Origin of the sequence: Flagellimonas pacifica (genome assembly GCF_900215465.1) — a bacterium.
Lineage (GTDB): Bacteria > Bacteroidota > Bacteroidia > Flavobacteriales > Flavobacteriaceae > Flagellimonas > Flagellimonas pacifica.
In genome coordinates this window covers 352340-374083 of the sequence record NZ_OBEH01000003.1, presented here as the reverse complement: position 1 = coordinate 374083, position 21744 = coordinate 352340, and the positions used below count along the sequence as shown (strand labels likewise).

Here is a 21744-nt window from a genome sequence, read left to right as displayed (position 1 = left end):
CAACATATCAAAATTTAAAATTATAAGTAATTGTAGGAATCGGAATCGAAAAAATTGAACTCTTATATGCCTTTATCTGCCCATTTTCTGTTACAAAGAAAACGGAATAGGGATTGTTTCTCCCCAAAACGTTATAAATGGAAATATTCCAAAAACTATGGGCAAATTTTTTGATCTTATGGTTTCCTTCAATATTAAAACTGACATCCAATCTGTAATAATCTGGGATCCTAAACTTATTTCGGTCACTATAAAATGTATACTCCTTACCTTCATATACATAATTTCCAATAGGATATGTGACCGGTCTCCCTGTCTGATATACAAAGTTAGCTGAAAGGCTAAAACGCCTATTGAACTTGTAGTTTGTCACTAAACTTAAATCATGTGGCTTATCAAAGTTTGAAGAGAAAAATTGCCCACCATTTATACGTTCCTCTTCAAACGTTCCATCAAATTTTATCAGTGATCGTGAATATGTATACCCCAGCCAGCCATTGAGCCTTCCATTGTTCTTCCTCATAAGCAGTTCAACCCCGTAAGATTTCCCTTGACCTTGTAGGACCGTTGTTTCAATAGCTTCATTCAATAAAAGATCTGCACCTGTCTTATAATCTAGAATATTATTGAACTTTTTATAATAGCTCTCAATACTTAATTCATACTCGCCATCATTAACATTCTTATGAAATCCCAATGCAAATTGATCTGCTCGTTGGGGTTTTATATTTATGTCTGAAAGCTTCCATGTATCCGTTGGGGAGGCGGTTGTGTTATTGGACAGTGTATGCACATATTGGTAAGTATTGTTATAGCTTGCTTTGACCGAAAGACTGGGTGTCAAAAAATATCGAGCTGAAAGTCTGGCCTCGGCACCGCCATAAGTCTTTATCACCTCATTGTCATCAAATACCTTTGTTTCAATAAGTGTATTCTCATTTTTAGGTTCATCATCTTCATAAATCCTTTGTGATGACTTTCCCAGAGCTGCATAAAGTGAATACCTAAAGCCAGCGTTAATGGACAATTTTTCGTTTATTTTAAAATCATCCGAAATAAATACTGCAGTTTCCAAACCTTTTTCCCTAGGAAGAAATATGGGATCTACAACAGATTCATTTCTTAATGGCTCTATGCTTCCAGGTTTTACTTGGTATAGTTTACCTGAGAATCCATAGTCAAAATTATGCGTGGCACCTACTAAATATTTCATTTTGAATTTGAACAGACTCTCTTCAATGTTATATTTCAAATCGAAGTCATTAACAGAGTTGGCATCAAAATTAATGTCAAACTTGTATTGACTATTGGCAAATATGAGTGCTCCTTTACTGTTATCATTAAATTTATGATTCCACTGTAAAGAAAATGATCGATTACTATAACTGTATACGGAATCTCTTGTGATGTTAAAGGCATCCTTACTATAGTAACCCATAACCTTAACATCATTATTGTTGTTAATTTTATGGTTGTATTTGGCAATAACATCAAAAAAAGAAGCTTCGCTATCTTTAAGTGATTCTTCTTTAAGAGATCGCAAAATCCAATTTGAATATGTAGCTCTCCCCCCTACCAGCAAGGAAGATTTGTCCTTGATTACCGGTGTTTCCAAAGTTAGATTTCCGGTTACCGGCCCTATTGACGCCTCTCCTGAAAATTTCTGGTCGTTTCCATCTTTGGTATGAATATCAAAAACAGAAGATAATCTTCCTCCGTGTTCAGCAGGAATATTGCCTTTATAAATATTCACGTTATTAGAAGTAAAAGGGTTTATAGCTGAAAAAAGCCCGAAAAAATGAGATGGATTGTACAGAACTGCATAATCCAGAAGTATAAGGTTCTGATCTGTTTTACCTCCCCTTACATTAAACCCAGCGGCTCCCTCACCAGCAGTTGTAACTCCCGGTAAAGTTGTAGCTACTTTGAAAATATCTCTTTCTCCTAGCACTAAAGGGATGGTTTTTATCTCTTTTACTTCAATTTGCAATACTCCCCCAATAGTTTGTTCCACATTCCTATTTCTATTTCCCTCAACTACTACCTCATCAAGCACTTCAAAGCTTTCAGCAAGTTCAAAATCCAACTGCCCATCACCATATACAATGATTTTTTTCTGCTCCCCCTGTATTCCCAGGGCACTGACCTCTATTTGGTGAATACCCAATGGCACCTGAATAGTATAGAATCCTTGGGCATTAGTGGTTGTTCCCTTACCTGTTCCTTTGATCAATAGCGCCAAATCAGATATGGGCCTTTGCGTTTTTGTATTAATAGCATATCCAGTTAGTATAGCAAATCGTTTTGCACTGTTCTTATCCTCTTTTCCAATTTTAACAACTCCGATGTTATTTTTAGCAAGTTCCTGGTCTTGACCTTGTAAAATTGGCAAAATATCCTCTGTATCTATTTCTGCCACCATTATAGAATCTTGGAATTCTTTTTGGGGCAACACAAAGAAGGTTTCTGGAAGTACATCATAAATGATACTGCCTTTGGTCAATACTACCTTTTTGCCCTCCATTATATAATAGTTTATGGAAGAATCTTCAAAAAGGTCATTCAATAGATCTAGGATAGAAACCTGATTATAGTTTTTGGATATTGGGTCCAGATCAAGCCAATCATCTACATAAAAAAATCTATACCCTGTGGTTTCTTGAATATGAACTACAGCTTCTTTCATGGATAGATTATCAAAAGACAAGGTTATCTTATCCTTCTCATTTTGAGCAAAGCTGCAATAAAAGCTCAATAAAAGACAAACACTTAATTTAAACTTCATTTTTTCAAAGTGTTTTTTCGGATTGTAAATTATTATGTACCACATCCAACAGCTTGAGCAGATATTCATCTTTATCTGTTTTCCGGAGAGATTCCATGGAAAACTTGTTCAAACTTGTCTTGTACTGAGGGAAAATCTTGATGATATCCTTTTTATTTCTGATATTATAGTTGCGTTGTTTATAATTTAAATAATACTCATTCTTGATTACAAAACGATGGAATAATATATTCTTCTTAGATGGATATCTAATTTTTTTATGCTTTTTTAAGAATGTAAAAAAAGAGGTTTCCATAAGGGCCTCGTAAAAACCAAAAGTAGTAGAGCTTTCGTTTTCCATTCCAATAAATCTACGCTCATCAATTACAAACTCCTTTATTCTTTCTTTTATGAGCTGTAGCATCATTACTCTAGAGCTGCTTCTTAATGCAAGTAATATTTCATCTTCATAAATATCATATTTCATGTCAATATTGAAATAAGCCTCCCCATTGTACACAATATGTCCATTAAGATAGTTGAAGGTTTTGTAAAACTTATGCTCTCCGTCTAAAGTTGCATATTTTTGTACATGCACCGTTCCCTCATACAAATTGGCATTTTCTATCCCAGCCATCTCGTCAAACCATATATAAAAGTCCTTTTCTTCATTTAAAGTTTGGCAATATGCACATCCTGAAAAACTAAAAAACACAATAACACCTATGTATTTTTTTAGTGTTGACATTTTAGGAATATACGCACAATCTATTAAAGAAAGTATTTTGTACATGAAGAATGTTTTAAGTGAAAATCCGATGAATTCCTCTTACCTAAAAATAGCCTTTTATTGTAGGAATAGGAAAATAGTTAGACGAACAACTATTATAGACTAGATTACTACATTATTTACCAGTTATGTGTTACTACCTTATCTCAATAAAAGTGTCTTTAATTTAGTAATGGTTTGAGAGCTACATAGAAAAAAGACAAAAAAAACAGCCAATGTTGGCTGTTTTCTTATTACATCAATATTATAATATAGATGCTATACTCTCTTAAATGTTTAGGAGTTATCCTCTACATCAGCATCTGGTGCATTTTTCTTTACCGATTCAATACCGTTTTCCATGGCCGAAGTAGATGTATACATTTCACTTTTTCCAATAACCTGTCCATTTGCCGCATTCAATGTAAAGAAAGGACTTCCGTCACTGGCGGTTTTGCGCTCAAAACGATCGTCATTTTGAGAATTAGTACGAACGGAATCGATGCCATTTTTGCATCCATCTTTACTGGCATACGACTGGCTTGTTAAAATTACTTGTCCATTTCCCGCTTTAAGGTTGAACATTGTTTTACCTGCGCTAGTAGACTTAATTTCAAATTTTCCCATGTGTGTTTAGTTTTCTAATAATTACTGTTAATGGTGAATTTACTAAAAATTGTAATACCCCTAAGATATGAAGTTTATCCTTTAATTCGGATAGTCCATTCAAAATTAAATGTGGAAACCACTACCCCATCCTTGTTCACTCCAACGGATTTCATCCAAATGGTCTGACCTTCTCCTGTTTCTATAGTATTTTGTATCGCATCTGCTATTAAATGGCCATCCTCACAAGTAAATGTGATCCTACCAGTGGCTTTTTTAGAGAAATTGGCGTTGTTGTTCTGCACCAACATAGAAATTTTTCTTCCGCTTTTCTGTATTTCATTCATTACCATTGCACCTGTACTTAGTTCAGCGGCCATTCCTTGTACTGCCCAAAATATAGATTTAAAAGGGTTTTGGTTCACCCATCTATGTTTGACTGTGGTCACTGCTTTTTTGCTGTCAATATGTTTTAACCTAACACCGCACCACCATGCCGATGGGAGTTTTAAGAAGGTAAATGTATTGATTTTACTAGCTGTAAGGCTCATATTAAGAATTTATCCGTGCTAAAAGTAATTAAAATAGTTGCCATATCAATATGTTAAATAAATGTTAATATTTAGTACTTTGTTTTGCATAGTACCATCTTTTGGACATATATTTGCATTGTAAGCTAATAGGTAAACTAATTTGTTATACAATATCAATCAAAAAATCATGACAGAATCTTTAACCAAGCACGAACGAAATTTATCTGCAATTATACATGCATCTACTTTCTCTAAGTACTTTATTCCTTTTGGTAATTTTATTTTACCATTGATTTTATGGACAGCTAACAAAAAGGAACACAAATTTGTTGACTATAATGGAAAACAAGCCCTTAACTTTCAAATAAGCATGTTACTGTATTCTGTTGTGGCCGGATTGATCAGTATTCCCTTCTTTGTAGGCTTTTTGCCAGATTTATTTGACGGTAACTTTTTTGGCTTTCACAGGTTAAGCGACCTCAACAACCTAAACATTCATATAAACAGTGATGATTTTAGGTTTGGCCGATTGTTCTGGCCTGTAGGCATAACAGGATTGTTGCAAGCTGCCCTTGTGGTTGTAAATGTTGTGTACACCATATTGGCAACGATAAGGACCAATGAAGGGGAAACCTTTAAATACCCATTCACCATAAAGTTCATCAAATGACATAGCGAGTTTATTCATCAATCAAATCAATCAAAAACAAAAATCATCAATCATCAATCATCAATCATCAATCAAAAACGAACAGTTAATTTAATAGAACCATGAAGTTATGAACATAGAAAACACAAAAGCACAAATGCGCAAAGGGGTTCTAGAGTATTGCATTCTTTCTATCTTAAATGATAAGGACAAGTATGCCTCTGAAATTCTGGGAGCTCTTAAAGACGCTAAAATGCTGGTGGTGGAAGGCACTATTTACCCTCTTTTAACGAGGCTAAAAAATGCTGGGTTGCTCAACTACCGTTGGGAAGAATCCACTTCTGGACCACCTCGCAAATATTATGCACTTACAGAAACAGGTCGATTGTTCCTAAATGAACTTAACGGCACCTGGGACGAGCTTAGAAATGCAGTTAATCTGGTAACCAACACAAAATAGAATCAAGAAATGAACAAGACAGTAAATATAAACCTCGCGAATACCCTCTTTCATATTGATGATGAGGCGTATAACAAGCTAAGGCGTTACCTCGAATCCATAAAAAGATCATTTTCAGGTACGGCCGGGAGCGATGAGATCATTGCAGATATTGAGGCACGGGTTGCCGAACTCTTTTTAGAGAAGATGGAAAATGAGCGACAGGTAATAACCCAAAAGGAAGTTGATCAGGTAATCAATATTATGGGGCAACCTGAAGATTATATGGTAGATGAGGATATTTTTGAGGACGAACCTCGAAAAGCGCACACTCGAACCCCAAGAAAAACTAAAAAATTATACAGGGATATTGACCAAAAATATATTGGAGGTGTCTGCGCAGGTCTTGAGTACTATTTGGGCTTTGATGCCCTATGGATCCGATTAATATTCATCCTTTTAGGAGTGTTCACAGGTTTTGGGTTAATTGCCTATATCTTATTGTGGATTCTTGTGCCAGAAGCGGCCACAACCTCGCAAAAATTGGACATGACGGGGGAGCCTATCAACATCAGCAATATAGAACGCAAAGTTAAAGAGGGGTTTGATGATGTTACGGACAAAGTTAAAAGTGTTGACTACGAAAAAGTGGGCAACAAGGTCAAAAGCAGCTCCAAGACCTTTTTTGATACTATAGGAGACATTATAATGTTTCTATTTAAAATCTTTGGGAAATTCATAGGAATTCTACTGATCATTATTGGTGCATCAACACTCATAGGATTGTTCATTGCGATGTTCACTGTTGGTATGTTTGATGCCGTACAATTCCCTGGGATTGATTTTTATGAAATTGTGAACACCACGGGAGCACCTGTTTGGGTCGTTTCCATACTAATGTTCTTTGCCATTGGCATTCCGTTTTTCTTCCTCCTTTATTTAGGGTTGAAGATTTTGGTGAACAATTTAAAATCCATTGGAAACATAGCTAAATTCTCGCTATTGGGTCTTTGGTTAATATCTATAGGAGCTTTGATAGCTCTAGGCGTTCGTCAGGCAGCAGAGTTTGCCAATGTAGGTAGTATAAACATAAAAGGTCAGGTGCCAATAGTAAACCTCAGCGATACTTTGGTAATAAAGATGAAGGATTCAGAATTGGATTATGGCATGGAAGACGTTCATTTTGGGCGTATGACCTTTACTTACGACGAAAATGATAATAGAATACTTATTTCTGATGATATTGATATCAAAGTAAGAAAATCCAATGAGGATTATATCAAAATCAATGTAAGGAAAGATGCTCACGGAAGTTCCACATTAAAGGCTAGGGAAAGAGCAAAGCAAATCAATTATGCATACGAACTTCTGGAAAATGAAATCATTTTGGATGAGTTCCTTACTACCGACACCGCTAACAAGGCCAGAAATCAAGAGGTTACATCAACCATCTATATTCCAACAGGAAAAACAGTGCAATTTGAAGAATCCACAAGAGGGTTTATTGGAAGGGGAATTAAAAACGACAAAGGTTACTACCGTAGTGGAATAGTTGGTTACACCTGGGAAATGGGAGAAGATGGTGAGCTTAAATGCCAAGATTGTCCAATGGATGAAGAAAGGGATGAGAATGAAGATGGAGGCAAAATAATTATTGACGAGAATGGGGTCGATATTGATATTCAAGATAACAACGACGAATTTAAAATGAAGATAGACGAAAACGGTATCAAGATAAAAGCAGGTGAGAACAAGAACAATTGAGTAATCGTTTTCGACAATTCAGAAACCTTTAATACATAAAAAACAATTTAAACACGAATTTTAATCAATCATTAAAAACAACAATCATGACAACACTAGCACGAATAGCAATTGCAGTTTTATTTGCCCTCTTTGCATCCTCTTGTAATTTTGACATTAGCTTTGGCGATGGTAAAAAAGGAAACGGAGAGGTAGTAGAAGAGTCCAGAAACGTAACAGAAGAATTTACTGTAGTATCGGCCTCTGAAGGTTTAGATGTATTTGTAATCCAAGATCAGGATTTCAAAATATCTGTTGAAGCAGATGAAAACATCATTGATCTTATTGGAACCGACATCAGAGATGGAAAGCTTAAAATACATGCTATTGAAAACATTGGAAGGGCCACTAAAAAAGTGTACGTCTCCCTACCAGAAATTACAGCTTTAAAAAGCTCAAGTGGTGCAGACCTTATTGTGCAAAACGCAATCAATTCTGAAAGGATAGAGCTTGACGCAAGCAGTGGATCCGACCTAAGAATAGAATTAATGGCTTCTGAGGTTTCTGCAGATGCGAGTAGCGGGGCCGGTATCAAGATTTCTGGAAAGGCAGATATATTATATGCAGATGCCAGTAGCGGTGCAGACATAAGAGCACGTGAACTAATGACCAAAAGATGTAATGCCGACGCAAGCAGTGGTGCAGACATTTCAGTTAATGTATCAGAATCATTGGTGGCAGATGCCAGCAGCGGTGCAGATATCAGGTATAGTGGTGAAGCAAGCGTACAAGCAAAAAAATCGGTTTCTGGTAGCGTTCATAAATATTAAAACCCAACAGACCGAGAATTCAATCTACTTGTATCTGAAAAACTGTTAAAAACAGCTGCTGATCTTATGAAGGAATCAGCAGCTGTTTTTTTTAAGCACCTAGGATTTACTTATCTTGGTGCAAACCTGTTTTCTATGCAAATAAGCTTAAAAAAATACACCCTCCCATTAAAACACACCTTCAGGATTTCCAGGGAATCTCATGATTTCCAAAACTCTTTAATAGTTGGACTTACACATAAAGGAAAAGTTGGTTATGGTGAGGCGACTTCCAATCCCTATTATAAAATCACCGTTGAAAGCATGATTGCTGAAATAATGGCTATTAAAAATGAAATCGAGATTTTTGATTTTGATACTCCAGAGTCATTTCACAAATATCTAGTGGAAAAAGGACTAACCAATTTTGCCATTTGTGCTTTAGATTTAGCAGCCCATGACCTATATGGAAAACTAAAGGATAAACCGCTTTATGAACTATGGAACACCAATACCTCTAGCTACCCCATAACCAATTACACCATTGGCATTGCGCCTATTGACATAATGGTTTCAAAAATGAAAGAAACGCCTTGGCCTATCTATAAAATAAAGCTAGGTACAACCGAGGATGTTGCAATCGTGCGTGAATTACGGAAATACACCAATGCCATTTTTAGAATCGATGCCAACTGTGCCTGGACAGCTGAGGAGACTATTTATAATGCACCCATACTGAAAGATTTGGGGGTAGAATTTTTAGAGCAACCATTAAAAGCTGACGATTGGCATGGGATGGAACAGGTAATGCGACATACCGTCTTACCTGTAATTGCTGATGAGAGTTGCATTGTTGAAGAGGACGTTGAAAAATGTGGATTACATTACAATGGTATAAACATAAAACTCACTAAGTGCGGAGGCCTCACTCCTGCTCTACGTATGATAAAACAGGGGAAGGAAATGGGACTCAAAATCATGGTTGGATGTATGACAGAATCCACCGTGGGTATTTCTGCAATTGCTCAATTATTACCGCAATTGGATTATGTGGATATGGATGGTGCTATGTTGCTCAAGAAAGATATTGCAGATGGCGTGGTCATTAAAAACGATGGAAAAGTTTTGTTTCCATCGATTGCAGGTAGTGGTGTAACACTTAATTAATGGCATTTTCTTTAGATTCTTTTCCTGAAAGAACCATCCAAATGGGTGGCAAAGAATATCTCTATTTTGGAGGTACCGCGTATTTAGGACTTCAAATGGACAAGGAATTTCAGGATACTTTTATTAAAAACCTCAAGAAGTATGGCACCAATTTTGGCGCTTCGCGAAAATCCAACGTTCAATTAAGCATCTTTGAAAAAGTTGAAAAGCACTTGGCCGCTATTATAGGCAGTGAAGATTGTATTACTTTATCTTCCGGTTATTTGGCAGGTCAATTTATTTCACAATACTTAAATTCAAACACGCATCAAGTTTTCTATGCACCAAAAACCCATTCAGCACTTTATAGCGAACCAAAAAAAACATACACAACATTTGCAGAATTGGGCTCCAAAATCAGAAATCAACTAAACTCTGGTGAATCTAAGATACCAGTTGTTTTTATGGATACCATAACTTTTTCTGGTAACGGTTATCCAGAATTTAAGGAATTACAATCCTTTCCCTTACATCAAATTATTTTAGTAGCCGACGATTCGCACGGTATAGGTATTGTTGGGGAACATGGTACTGGGGCGTACAATAAGTTAAAAAGTCTAAACCCAAAGGAATTGATTGTTTGCTCTTCCTTGGGTAAAGGGTTTGGTATTCAGGCTGGGGCTATTTTCGGGTCTTATGAAAGAATAACCAAATTAAGGGAAACTGATTTTTATAGAGGTGCCAGTCCAGCCGCACCAGTGGGTTTGGCAACACTTATGGATAGTTATGCATTTTATCAGCGACAAAGGAAGGCTTTAAAGACTAATATAAACTTGTTCAAGCGCAATGTTGATAGAATGCAAGAATTTATCCATATACCCGATCATCCTACATTTGGCTTTTCCAATGCGTCCTTGGCGGAATATTTAATAGAAAAAAGAGTTATTATAACCAATTTTAGGTATCCCAATAAAACATCAAGCTTAAAAAGTAGAATTGTATTGAGTGCGGCCCACAAAAAAGAGGATATCCTACACCTAACCAAATATTTGAATGCTTTCTCTTAAACCCAACCTATGGCACGGTAAGATTGGAACAAACTCGAAATCGCTTTAAACGAGCACTTATGTAACAACATCATTCAATCAATTATTTAAAGAAACATGTATAGGTTTCCAATCATGAAATGCCAGTTGTAAGTTTTTCGAACCTTTTGATACTTCTCCGAAAGAAATATTTCCTTAACCTGTCAGTTGCAATAGATGACTATCTTTCTATTCCCCAACTTCTTTCTATGTGTTACATCACTACTGAACAGATATTTTTTTGTTTTCAAAATTACCTAAAAGTTGAAAAGCGACATTTTGAGAGATATCCATCTTTAACAATCAATCCATGTGTTTTTGTTCGTAATTATTTGTAAATTAAGGGTTAATAGCAACTAACCCTAAAATTCAGCTTATGAAAAAATTACTCGGATTGGTTCTTTTGATGCTCATTTTGATTTCTGCTACCAAATTTGCATCTCCAAAACCTATAACAATGCATTCTATTGAAGGAACGTGGGAGCTTCAAAGTTTTTATAGCTATGATGATGGTATCAACGTTTCTGACACCGTACCAACTGCAGATGGGTATAGACAGGTTAAAATGTTCTACAATGGTAAAATTATGTGGTCTAGATATGCTCCGCAAGATTCCTTGGAATGGTTTGGATATGGTACCTATAGGATTACGTCAGATTCTCTGATTGAAACGCTTGAATATGCATCCTCTCCAATGATGAGGGCCATGGATACGCTCCGTGTATTTAATTTTGAGTTAAAACTAACGGATGACTCCTACAGCCAGATAAGTTTTGATGAGGAAGGAAACCGCACTTTTTCAGAGAATTACAAACGTATAGATTAATTGAATTAGCACTCCACCAAAAAAGGCGCTGTATACAACAGCGCCTTTTTTATTTATCTCCTTCTATTATATTCAAGAAACAACTGTTTCCTCGCTTTCTATTGAAGCTAAATATCGTTCAGCATCCAAGGCCGCCATACAACCAGTTCCTGCCGCTGTAACCGCTTGTCTGTACTCTTTATCTTGTACATCGCCACTTGCAAAAACTCCAGGTTTGTTGGTTTTTGTAGACTTACCTTCTGTAATAATATACCCAGTTTCATCCATCTTCAACTGCCCTTTAAAAATATCTGTATTGGGTTTATGGCCAATAGCAATAAAAAGACCCGTAATAGCAATATCTTCTTTTTCCCCTGTTTGGTTATTTACCATTCTAAGGCCTTCCACAACTTGTTCTCCAAGAACTTCATCAACCTCTGTATTGTATTTTATCTCTATGTTATCAAGATTGTTCACCCTATGTTGCATAGCCTTAGATGCTCTCATATGGTCTTTTCGTACCAACATGGTCACCTTTTTACAAATATTGGCTAAATAAGAAGCTTCTTCCGCAGCAGTATCGCCTGCACCAACAATAGCTACTTCTTGGTTTTTATAAAAAAATCCATCACACACTGCACAAGCAGAAACACCGCCTCCCCGTAAACGTTGCTCACTAGGAATGTTCAAATATTTAGCAGTAGCACCAGTTGATATTATCACAGTCTCTGCTTCAATCAACTTAGAATCATCCACTGTAACTTTATGGATTCCTCCTATTTCATCGCTAAATTCCACTGCAGTGACCATCCCAATCCTAACCTCAGTTCCAAATCGCTCTGCCTGTTTTTGCAACTGAACCATCATTGTAGGGCCATCTATCCCTTCAGGGTATCCAGGAAAGTTGTCTACCTCAGTAGTTGTGGTCAACTGACCGCCTGGCTCCATGCCTGTGTACATTACAGGTTTTAAATCTGCTCTTGAAGCATAAATTGCTGCAGTGTATCCGGCAGGACCAGATCCAACAATCAATGTTTTTATTCTTTCTATCTGTTCTGACATAACTAAATCTTCCGCTATAAATTTGTTATACAAAAGTAGGTTTTTTGTACAGAAACTTACATTAAGTAATATGTTGATTTGTTGACAGCTCCATCTTTGGGTCGAATAACTTAAAAATGAAAGAATTCTATGGTGAGAACCATAAAAAAACCGTTACGACCAAGGAGCTCAACCTCAAAAAACTCCTCGGCGCAACGGTAACCTCATAAAAACGATTTGGGATTGAACACTTAGAAAGTACCCCACAAATACCCATATTCAATTCTTAGAGGCATTTAACTTAAATCACTTCACAATTATGAAGTAAACATACCATTGATTCCTCCAGAAGTAGGGTCTTAATTAATCAATGGGCTATATCCGTTAACGAATGCCCCTTTTGGATCAATACTTTTTCTACGCAGGTATTTTGTTATGTAAAAGTGAAGCTAGAATCAAGTCCAAGAAGTATATAGTCCCAAGACTTAATCCTTAAATTGTTGGGATACGTATTAAACAACATGAAACTAACCTCAAAAGAGGTTCAATACCATGATGTTAAGTAAATAATCTGAAAAATAAGAGTTCAGTTATCTGCTCCCTAGATCTTCATGACAAACTTTGAAATAGTAGGTACAATTGGGTCATTGGGCAATGACTTGGGGAGATTCATTTCTTCAGGTCCAGGACCAACAAATTCCGATTTCCTGGGTTCGATTATGATTTTGCTGTTTTTTATCTTTACAAAAGTGTACAATGGGTCTTTATACGGAATTGTATATTTGATCCATTCGTACTTTTTGTCAATTTCCTTGCTATATCTCACAACCTTATGATCGCCCCCAACCCATCGGTAGGAAGCACTATTGATCTGAACATAATAAATTCCATCTATTTTAGTCATAAAATCCGTATGGGTATGGCCATTGATACAGCACAACACCTTTTGAAACCCAGCAGTTTTATTAGCATTCTCCAAAATACTTCTGATTTCCCCCATATTGGCAACACCATCGTATTCCAATTCCAAAGATTGATGACTAAAGATTATTGTGGGTTTATTGGTCTGTTCAAGGTCGTTTTTAAGCCATTCTTGCTGCTCTTTTCCGATATAGCGATTATAACCCGACCATGGTTCTGGGTTTGGGTCATTACCGTCTAGTATTATAAAATGAATTCCTTTTTTATCAAAGGAATAATAGTTTTTTGGCATGTTCCAAAAACTTCTTGCTTGATCGCGGGTAAACCCACCATCCATATCATGATTGCCAAGAACATGATGTTTTACCCCTTCAAAGCTGTTCCAAATGTCCATAAAAGACTTATTGTAATCATAGGGTCTGCAAAAATCGCCCAGTTGAAGAATAAAATCTGGTTTTTTCTTGTTAGCAGCGGTTATAAAAGATAGTAAGCGTTCATCAGCATCGTGCATTACATCTTTGTGTACATCTGCAATTAAGCCAAACTGTATGGTCTCACTTTTTAAATTGGAAGGAAAAACATCAATGGGCAAAGTCAAGGCCATACCGGCCATACTAGTTCGTTTAATGAACTTTCTTCTATCCATATTGGATATAAAACTACTCACCTTTGTATTATCTTCCATTACTTCATTTTTTATAAGTTAATAAAAATATAAAGGAGAGGCCTGCAAACGACCTCTCCTCTAACTCAAACTAAACAAAAAACTAACTCAAATTAATTTATATCCCAGAAAATTTTAGTGGTCATATTGTCCATGGACGAAACCGCCTGAAAATTCTCAGTGTTTCGAGATCTTTCATTATCAGGGTACAACCATCTCACAGGTGGTAATGATTGTGTATTTGCATTATCTGGTAAAAACTCCAATTCTGGTAAATCTAAACGACGTTGTTCTGCCCAACTTTCATGCAATTGAACCACACCGTAATGAATCCATTTTTCCGTAGCGATCAATTTCATTTTATCAGCGTCACTACCACTCCACACAACATCGGCACTGGCAAGATAATCAGCAACTTCAGTAGCTCCTAAGGGCGTTAAAGGCCCTGATACATCATCAGCAGAAAGTGTTCTTACCCAATAGTACCATTCTGTAGATTGCTCAACACCGGTTTCATAAGCAGTTTGTGCCATAGCATCATTCCCTCCACGCAAATAATATTCGGCTTTAATGAAATTTACTTCTGCAGCACTTATTAGTACTCCTGGGAAGAACTCATTTTGGTTAAAGGCAGAACGATTGAACAAACTGATCTCCCCATTATCCGCTGCTGTTGTTTGAGCAGTACCGTCATCTAAGGGATTGATACCTCTATAGGAAACTCCATCATCTTCTGCTGGTTCAAAAAATACACGGATTCTAGGATCTGTATTATCGTTCATATGATCCACCATTTTCTTTCCTGCAAAATTGGTATACCAACCATCACTACCAAATCCATTTTCAAATCCTTTAGAGTTGATAGGAGAGTCTAGGTCAACAACTTCCACCTGGATGTTTTCATCATTGGCATCTACAATTGGATAACTACCAGAATTCCCTAAAATATCACTTATCTCAGAATCTGCACGAGAAGAAAATTCTGAAACTCCAGAAACACGATTTAGAATTCTTAAGCGTAAAGAATTACAGTATTTTTTCCAAAGTGTAATATCTCCATGATTTATGTAATCTTGAGTATCAAATACTGTTTTTGTGGATGCGCTAATTGAAATGGTATTTAACTCGTCAGCAAATGCTTTAAGCTGATCAAGCATTGATGTATAAATCTCCTGAGAAGAATCATAAGCAGGTAAAGAAGAGAGATAATCCCCTCCATTTTGACTTAATCTTCCTGCATCAGAAAATGGAATATATCCGAACAAGTCTACCATTTTCTGCGTATGGTCAAACACATATATATTGGCAGCTAACCAAAAAATCCTGTTATTAGCCTGTTCTTCTTCTGGTAAACCATTATAAACTTTTTCCAGCTCTCTATATTGCTGGAACATTCTATAATAATTCCTATTCCACTGTTCATTAACACTAGCTGATCCAACAACATATTGGCTAAGCCCATTTATAGAACCTGCCGCTTGTGTCCAAGGTAGTAAGGTAGGTCTATATATGATAAAATAGTTATTATAATTAGGAACTACGTAATCTCTGTTAGTTGCTAAAATCCCAGTAAATTGTTTTGGTACTGTTGTTTCAGCAATTTTGTTAGGATCAGCATAATTATCAGCAAAGTCAGCTTTCTGACAGCCCGTAAATGTGACCGTAACCGCAAGCAACATTATATATATATATTTCTTCATGTTTTAAACTTTTTTATTATTCTTTTTCTTATAATCTAGAGTTTAGCACGTACACTCAATCCTAATGTTCTGCTAGCAGGGTTTGTTCCTGCATTACTCACATTTTGTGCCCATCTAGAACCAGCTGTAAGCTGCTCTGCATCCATATCCTTTATATTCCTATACAAGTAGAATAGGTTTCTTCCAAACACTGATAGTTGTATATCTTGAAAACCTATTTTGTTGGCGACTTCTTTAGGAAGTTGATAACCTAAAGAAAGTTCACGCATTTTGAAATATGTATTCTCTTTAATATACAATTCGTAACGTGTATTTGGACTATACTGAGGTCCACCCCAGTTATATACTGTCCAAAAATACTCAGGGTTTGAAGTAATATAATCGTTGGTTGATCCGTCTGCTTTAACACCATCCAAAACAATACCGTTGTCATAGACAACTTCGCCATTAGGACCCTGCGCTGTTCCGGCATTTGTTAAGTTACGATCTCCTGTATTGGCATCTACATACCAAGATAATCCACCGTTTTCGGCATCCATAGCCCATAAACTCTCTTCAGTTAAACCTCTACCTGTCATCCAGTTTATAGCAGTTGGCATTACATAACCTCCAATTCTATAGTCAACTAAGCCACTTAATGAGAAGTTTTTATACCTAAAATAGTTTGAAACCCCACCAACAGCTTTTGGTTGTGCACTACCTACTTTTACCCACTCATCAGGATCTACTTTGTATAAACCATTAGGATCAACAATTTTATTTCCACTAGCATCGGTTGCTACAGGATGCGTATAAAAAACACCAACTGGCGAACCAGGTTCTGATCTAAGCTGAGCACCACCACCATCAAAATCTCTGTGCAATAATTCTTCTAAACCAGGAGCCAATGATTCTACCTTGTTTTCATTTTTCGCAAAATTGATATTCATGTCCCATGTAAAATCTGCAGTTGAAATCGGTGTTACATTTAAACCTACTTCAAATCCTTTATTGCGCATGGTTCCTATATTGGTCAATATACTACTTGCCCCTGAAGAGTTTGGTAAAGAGAGTGGTATGATCTGATCCTCTAATCTAGAGTCATAATAAGCCATGTCAAGACCTATTCTACCTTGTAAAAATTTAAGATCTAAACCAAATTCAATTTCTCTCTGCGTTTCAGATTTTATGCCATCGTTACCAGCTGTTCCTGGAGTGGTAGTATAAATGACAGAACCTCCACCTTGAGACCCCAAGGTATTTTGATCATAGGCAACATTTGCCGCGTACCTTCCAGGAAAGTTTCCTACTTTACCCCAAGATGCTCTAAGTTTTCCGTAAGACAGAAATTCTGGCATATCAAAAGCATCAGAAAAAACAAATCCAGAATTTACGGATGGATAATAAAATGCATTATCGTCAGGGTGCATTGTTGATGTTCGGTCACGTCTAATTGTTCCTTCTAAGTACAAGTAGCCCTTGTAGTCAAAATTTGCTGTTGCCAAAAATGCATCTTTAGTCAATGCTTCTTCATCACTTCCTGAATTAGCTGTATTGGTAGAAGCATTTAGCGAAAACCAGTTTTCCACACTTAACCCTCCATTGACACCTCTATTTGTTCTAAAAAAGGTCTCTTTGGTAGCATTATAACCTGCCATCAAACTCATTCCCAAATTTGGAGTAAGTTCTTTAGCGTATGTTAAAAGCACATCACCATAAAAGATTTTGCTTATTGAATTCTCAATGCCGTAATGACCTGAAGGACCATAAATTAAAGGTCTTGTTGAGGTATTCTTGGATTGAGATTGATAACTTGTAAAGTCCGTGGAAATTCTACCTCTTAAACTTAACTCGTCAGTAATATTCCAGTGTTGTGTAATACTTGCAATAACACGATCAGTGTTTTCTTCGTATCTATTTTCATTAACACGCCATGTATAATCCAATACATCATTACGATAACCAGGGATTCTTAAATTTTCTTCTGGAGTAAAAGTGTTTGTGTTATCTCCTGTTACATAGCGATAGCCTAAACTAGTTTTGTAGTACTCTTGATACCAGTTTCCACTATCGAAACGGGTCATCATTCCACCAAAATTATTTGTTAAACGATCAATAGAGTATGGTCTACTTTTTACTTTAGCGTTAATATAGTTAACTAAAATATCTGTCTTTAAATCATCATTCCATTGAAAGCTAGTGTTTAAGTTAAAAATGTTTTTGTCATTTTCAGAATTTCTACTTAAGCCCTCATTGTCTTGACGTGTATAGGAAAATCTTAGGTTAGACTTTTCCGTACTGTTTACAATAGAGATGTTATTGATAAAGTTGTGTGCATCTTGATACAAGCCTTCTGGTCCATTTTGTGCATTATAAGGTATTACATCACCTGTCCATGCCAAAGCTGGCTGACCATCAAATTTAGGTCCGTAGTTCAAAGTTGTACCAATAGGAATACGATTACCATCCCTTTCCAACCACATATCTTCTCCTTGACCAGCATCATTGAGGTAAACAGGGTAACCAGGACCTCTTACATTTTGGAACCTAGGGAGGTAAGCTACTTTATCAGTAGTGTATGTTGAATTAACGCTAACTCCTAACCCTTTTTCTCCACCTTTACCTGTTTTTGTAGTAATAAGAACAACACCGTTCAAGGCTTCATTCCCATAAAGGGCCGCCGCAGAAGCACCTTTAAGAATAGAGATATTAGCAACATCTTCTGGGTTAATGTCCAAAAGGCCATTACCCCTAACACGTTGATCTGCCCAATAGTTGTCATTACTAACATCATTGTTACGAATTGGTATACCATCTAGCACAATAAGTGGTTGGGTACTTCCTGTTATAGATCCAATACCACGAATTTGGATGTTAACGGCACTTGTAGAACCTCCAGAAGTAGCCGCAATACGAACACCAGGTGCTTTACCATATAATGCAGTAGCAACGTTAGGCGTACCTGTTTTTACAATTTCATCTGCCTTAATGGTAGATGTTGCGTAACCTATAGCTCTTTTTTCTCTGGTAATACCCAAAGAAGTTACCACAACTTCTCCAAGAACCTGAGTGTCTTCCGCAAGAGATATGTTTATTGTACTCTGACCGCTGATTGGAATTTCTTTGGTTTCATATCCAATATAGGAGAATACCAATGTGCCTGAAGTATTTGAAACGTTTATGGAATAATTCCCGTCAAAATCGGTCTGGGTTCCATTGTTGGTTCCTTTCTCTATAACCGTGGCACCTGGTAAAGGCTGACCATCTTCATCCACAACTTGACCGGTTATTGCTTGATCTTGCCAGTCATTGAGATTGGTTTTTGTTTTCTCAGGAGCTCTTATTTTTCCTGTTTTTAAGGAAATACGCTTCTTTTTTACCGTGAAATAGATATTTGTATTGGAAAACAGTGTCTCCAAAATATCAAATATCCTTTCCTCATCTGCATTAATAGTAACTCTCCTATCAACATCCACTTTAGCGTGGTTGTACAGAAATCTAAATTCCGAAAGAGATTCTATTTGATCAAAAATTTCCTCTACAGTAGCATTTTTCAACTTTAAGGTAATCCTAGTATTCTGGGAATATGTGCTAGCCTGTATTTGAAATAGTGAAACTATCAGTAAAAGCGAGGTTAGTTTCATCTTTAGATTAGTAATAAGCAACCTTTCCCAACGGAAAAGACCACCTAGGTTTAATTTTTTCATACTTTTGAATGGTTTGCTGATTTAACTTAGTTTTTAGGTTAAGTCACTCTTTAAGCCGGAAAATGCTGCAACATTTTCCGGTTATTTTTTTATGAGTGCCTTTATTGTTCTCTTTGTGATTGTTTCACTACATAGGCATTCTATTTATTTAATTGATGAATCAGTTATTATTAGTTTGTCGTTTTCAATACTATATTCAAAAGGAGTATCTTCCTTAAAAGCTTCAACCACCTCTTCAAGACTTTCATTGTCAAAAGTTGCGGTATACACCTGGGATTCTAAAAATCCATATTTGTTCTCAATGGTAATATCGTAATACCTTTCCAGCTTTTTTCTAATATTTCCAAATGAGGATTTCTTGAATAATAGTACTCCATCCTTCCAAGCGGTATAAATTTCTATATCCACTGGCTTAACTTCAATTTTCTTCTTGCTTTTATCCCATGCAGCCATATTTCCAGGAGTAAGCATGATGTGCGATTCGGGAATCTGCTCTTTATACTTATTGTATATTTTAACGGACCCTTCAACCAAAACTGTATTTATGTTATGATCTTCAGGGTATGAAGAAACATTGAATTCCGTACCCAAAACCTCTACATTAATATCATTTGCATTAACAACAAATGGATGGGCAATATCCTCTGTCACATCAAAATAGGCCTCTCCCTTAACAAAAACCTTTCGTTTTTCACCGGAAATAAATTGTACAGGATACTTTATGACTGTTCCTGAATTTACCTTTACCTTGGTTCCATCGGATAAAACAAGGTCAAATTTTTCACCATAAGGCACAGTTAATTCATTGTAGACAAGTTCTTTTAAAGTAGGCTGTCCAGTATTGTAACTAATCTGTTTCCCATTCTGGTAACCTACCACATTACCACGAACATCGGAGATATTACGTTGCTGATCTACAGAAACAACCTCTACATTCCCATTATCCAATTTAAGTGTAATTGCATTCGGATCCAATTCCATACTGGATGATGAAACCTGTTCCTTAAAAAACATGTCATTCTGATACCCATAAAACAATCCTATTACAACAATTATTGAAGCCGCTATTCCATAAAGGAAGTTTGGGGCAACCCCCCAAATGGATTTGGGCCTATTTTGTTGCTCTTCTGTTTTTTCAATCTCATCCACCCTACTCATAATAAGTTCAAAAAGAATCTCCTCGTCTTCGCTGGTCTTTTTTTTTGCAGAAGCTACAATTCCTTTCCAATGGATATCCATCATCTCCTTTATTTTCTCTTGAGAATTGGGGTATTTAATGAAATCCATTAAAATATCATACTCTTTTTTAGTAATGGTATTATCAATGAATTTTTGAAAAAGTTGTTCTATGTTATTATGGTCATCCATGATATGGCTTGGCTGGATCTGGGTTTTACTTCCCCTTTTATATTATATACACTTGGAAACATATAAAGTCCCAAATAAAAGTTATCTTTTTTTTAACTTAAGGTAAATTATCTCCCCAAATACTATGCATAAAGAAGTCTCCACCCCTACTTATGGGAACATTCACCACTATAAAATGCTTAAAACAAAATAGTATTAGAAATAAGAGAAGCTGTTTAAAATGAAGCAATCAAAAGAGCAATGATTCCTATAGTGTCTACCAAATGGGGTTGAAGTTGTTCTTTAATTATCTGTAAAGTCTTCCAAAGATGATTTTTTACTGTTTTGGGAGATATCCCCAATAGATCAGCTATTTCTTGGTTGCTTTTTCCCTGCTGTTTTGATAATACAAAAATACTACGCTTTTGAGTTGGAATATTCTCCAGAATATCATTAACAATATCCTGATATTCTGCCAAAAGTATCGCATTTTGTGTTTGATCGTGAGCCTTATTAAGGTTCTTCCAAAGTTCTTGTTTCAAACTCTCTCTATTAGCTATGCTCCTTAAATGATTATAAGTAGCATTTCTTGCTATAGTATAAATAAATGAATTGAAAGATTTTGATACATCAATATTTTCTCTTTTTGTCCAAACAGTTATAAATACCTCTTGAAGTATTTCTTCCGTAACATAGTCTGATTTGGACAATGAAAAAACAAAATGGAACAACTTAACCCTATACATTTTGAATATAGCCTTAAAAGCAATCTTATCACCCTTCTTAAGGGATAATAAAAGTGGTTCTAAATTTTTATCTAAATTTTCCATTTTCCGAGGCTGGGTTACTAGACATTACTACATATATAGTTGTAAATGATTTCGCAGATAGACAATTACAATTCTAAAATAACTGCATTTTTATTGTCCAAATCAAATAAACTATCATAGCAAGGTTTCGAAAGTATTCCTAATTTTTATCTACCTCCACTTTATTTTATACAAAAAATGATACTTTTTTTGCAATAATAGGAATAT

17 protein-coding genes are annotated in these 21744 nt (G+C 36.0%); 7 read left to right on the top strand and 10 right to left on the bottom strand.

Going from position 1 to position 21744, the window contains the following annotated elements:
• Nucleotides 1-7 precede the first annotated feature (7 nt).
• The 4 genes from CRO15_RS11350 to CRO15_RS11335 all read right to left on the bottom strand — a co-directional run bounded on the left by CRO15_RS11350 (nt 8) and on the right by CRO15_RS11335 (nt 4690).
• Entirely contained in the window at nt 8-2785 is a 2778-nt protein-coding gene (locus CRO15_RS11350) for a TonB-dependent receptor (RefSeq protein WP_097046206.1), read from the bottom strand.
• 4 nt (nt 2786-2789) lie between these two features.
• Entirely contained in the window at nt 2790-3557 is a 768-nt protein-coding gene (locus CRO15_RS11345; protein ID WP_133067247.1) for a hypothetical protein, read from the bottom strand.
• A gap of 273 nt (nt 3558-3830) precedes the next feature.
• Nucleotides 3831-4160, bottom strand: a complete 330-nt coding sequence (locus CRO15_RS11340; protein ID WP_097045936.1) for a YegP family protein — start codon at nt 4158-4160, stop codon at nt 3831-3833.
• A gap of 74 nt (nt 4161-4234) precedes the next feature.
• Nucleotides 4235-4690 carry a DUF4442 domain-containing protein gene (locus CRO15_RS11335; protein ID WP_097045935.1) on the bottom strand — a complete coding sequence of 152 codons (456 nt, stop codon included), beginning with the start codon at nt 4688-4690 and terminating at the stop codon, nt 4235-4237.
• Nucleotides 4691-4859: 169 nt separating this feature from the next.
• On the opposite strand from CRO15_RS11335, the gene CRO15_RS11330 reads away from it, so the two are divergent.
• The 7 genes from CRO15_RS11330 (at nt 4860) to CRO15_RS11300 (ending at nt 11369) form a co-directional block, all read left to right on the top strand.
• Nucleotides 4860-5342: a DUF4870 domain-containing protein gene (locus CRO15_RS11330; RefSeq protein WP_097045934.1), complete on the top strand. Its 483-nt coding sequence runs from the start codon at nt 4860-4862 to the stop codon at nt 5340-5342.
• Between the two features lie 109 nt (nt 5343-5451).
• The gene (locus CRO15_RS11325) at nt 5452-5781 is read left to right on the top strand and encodes a PadR family transcriptional regulator (protein WP_097045933.1); all 330 of its coding nucleotides are present in this window, start codon (nt 5452-5454) and stop codon (nt 5779-5781) included.
• Nucleotides 5782-5790: 9 nt separating this feature from the next.
• Nucleotides 5791-7524 carry a PspC domain-containing protein gene (locus CRO15_RS11320; RefSeq protein WP_097045932.1) on the top strand — a complete coding sequence of 578 codons (1734 nt, stop codon included), beginning with the start codon at nt 5791-5793 and terminating at the stop codon, nt 7522-7524.
• Nucleotides 7525-7610: 86 nt separating this feature from the next.
• Nucleotides 7611-8333: a head GIN domain-containing protein gene (locus CRO15_RS11315; protein ID WP_097045931.1), complete on the top strand. Its 723-nt coding sequence runs from the start codon at nt 7611-7613 to the stop codon at nt 8331-8333.
• 135 nt (nt 8334-8468) lie between these two features.
• On the top strand, nt 8469-9479 hold the full coding sequence (locus CRO15_RS11310; protein ID WP_097046205.1) for a dipeptide epimerase: 1011 nt from the start codon (nt 8469-8471) through the stop codon (nt 9477-9479).
• On the top strand, nt 9479-10525 hold the full coding sequence (locus CRO15_RS11305) for an aminotransferase class I/II-fold pyridoxal phosphate-dependent enzyme (RefSeq protein WP_097045930.1): 1047 nt from the start codon (nt 9479-9481) through the stop codon (nt 10523-10525). Before CRO15_RS11310 ends, CRO15_RS11305 begins: the two co-directional genes overlap by 1 nt.
• 394 nt (nt 10526-10919) lie before the next feature.
• Nucleotides 10920-11369, top strand: a complete 450-nt coding sequence (locus CRO15_RS11300; RefSeq protein WP_097045929.1) for a hypothetical protein — start codon at nt 10920-10922, stop codon at nt 11367-11369.
• Nucleotides 11370-11441: 72 nt separating this feature from the next.
• Here CRO15_RS11300 and trxB read toward each other — a convergent pair whose 3' ends face one another.
• From trxB to CRO15_RS11270, 6 genes are all read right to left on the bottom strand, one after another.
• On the bottom strand, nt 11442-12410 hold the full coding sequence (trxB, locus tag CRO15_RS11295) for a thioredoxin-disulfide reductase (RefSeq protein WP_097045928.1): 969 nt from the start codon (nt 12408-12410) through the stop codon (nt 11442-11444).
• A gap of 580 nt (nt 12411-12990) precedes the next feature.
• A complete protein-coding gene (locus CRO15_RS11290; protein WP_243396955.1) occupies nt 12991-13995 on the bottom strand; it encodes a metallophosphoesterase family protein in 1005 nt (334 codons plus the stop codon).
• Nucleotides 13996-14087: 92 nt separating this feature from the next.
• Nucleotides 14088-15674, bottom strand: a complete 1587-nt coding sequence (locus CRO15_RS11285) for a SusD/RagB family nutrient-binding outer membrane lipoprotein (protein ID WP_097045927.1) — start codon at nt 15672-15674, stop codon at nt 14088-14090.
• 35 nt (nt 15675-15709) lie between these two features.
• Nucleotides 15710-19360: a SusC/RagA family TonB-linked outer membrane protein gene (locus CRO15_RS11280; protein WP_207763870.1), complete on the bottom strand. Its 3651-nt coding sequence runs from the start codon at nt 19358-19360 to the stop codon at nt 15710-15712.
• Nucleotides 19361-19504: 144 nt separating this feature from the next.
• A complete protein-coding gene (locus CRO15_RS11275; RefSeq protein WP_097045925.1) occupies nt 19505-20728 on the bottom strand; it encodes a FecR family protein in 1224 nt (407 codons plus the stop codon).
• Nucleotides 20729-20943: 215 nt separating this feature from the next.
• Entirely contained in the window at nt 20944-21537 is a 594-nt protein-coding gene (locus tag CRO15_RS11270; protein ID WP_097045924.1) for an RNA polymerase sigma factor, read from the bottom strand.
• Between the last annotated feature and the right edge of the window lie 207 nt (nt 21538-21744).

Excerpts from the sequence above, each read along its gene's own strand:
- trxB (WP_097045928.1), bottom strand. The coding sequence starts at position 12,410 with ATGTCAGAACAGATAGAAAGAATAAAAACATTGATTGTTGGATCTGGT.
- CRO15_RS11290 (WP_243396955.1), bottom strand. The coding sequence starts at position 13,995 with ATGGAAGATAATACAAAGGTGAGTAGTTTTATATCCAATATGGATAGA.
- CRO15_RS11280 (WP_207763870.1), bottom strand. The coding sequence starts at position 19,360 with ATGAAAAAATTAAACCTAGGTGGTCTTTTCCGTTGGGAAAGGTTGCTT.
- CRO15_RS11275 (WP_097045925.1), bottom strand. The coding sequence starts at position 20,728 with ATGGATGACCATAATAACATAGAACAACTTTTTCAAAAATTCATTGAT.
- CRO15_RS11315 (WP_097045931.1), top strand. The coding sequence starts at position 7,611 with ATGACAACACTAGCACGAATAGCAATTGCAGTTTTATTTGCCCTCTTT.
- CRO15_RS11320 (WP_097045932.1), top strand. The coding sequence starts at position 5,791 with ATGAACAAGACAGTAAATATAAACCTCGCGAATACCCTCTTTCATATT.
- CRO15_RS11325 (WP_097045933.1), top strand. The coding sequence starts at position 5,452 with ATGAACATAGAAAACACAAAAGCACAAATGCGCAAAGGGGTTCTAGAG.
- CRO15_RS11350 (WP_097046206.1), bottom strand. The coding sequence starts at position 2,785 with ATGAAGTTTAAATTAAGTGTTTGTCTTTTATTGAGCTTTTATTGCAGC.
- CRO15_RS11305 (WP_097045930.1), top strand. The coding sequence starts at position 9,479 with ATGGCATTTTCTTTAGATTCTTTTCCTGAAAGAACCATCCAAATGGGT.
- CRO15_RS11330 (WP_097045934.1), top strand. The coding sequence starts at position 4,860 with ATGACAGAATCTTTAACCAAGCACGAACGAAATTTATCTGCAATTATA.
- CRO15_RS11340 (WP_097045936.1), bottom strand. The coding sequence starts at position 4,160 with ATGGGAAAATTTGAAATTAAGTCTACTAGCGCAGGTAAAACAATGTTC.
- CRO15_RS11285 (WP_097045927.1), bottom strand. The coding sequence starts at position 15,674 with ATGAAGAAATATATATATATAATGTTGCTTGCGGTTACGGTCACATTT.
- CRO15_RS11345 (WP_133067247.1), bottom strand. The coding sequence starts at position 3,557 with ATGTACAAAATACTTTCTTTAATAGATTGTGCGTATATTCCTAAAATG.
- CRO15_RS11300 (WP_097045929.1), top strand. The coding sequence starts at position 10,920 with ATGAAAAAATTACTCGGATTGGTTCTTTTGATGCTCATTTTGATTTCT.
- CRO15_RS11270 (WP_097045924.1), bottom strand. The coding sequence starts at position 21,537 with ATGGAAAATTTAGATAAAAATTTAGAACCACTTTTATTATCCCTTAAG.
- CRO15_RS11335 (WP_097045935.1), bottom strand. The coding sequence starts at position 4,690 with ATGAGCCTTACAGCTAGTAAAATCAATACATTTACCTTCTTAAAACTC.
- CRO15_RS11310 (WP_097046205.1), top strand. The coding sequence starts at position 8,469 with ATGCAAATAAGCTTAAAAAAATACACCCTCCCATTAAAACACACCTTC.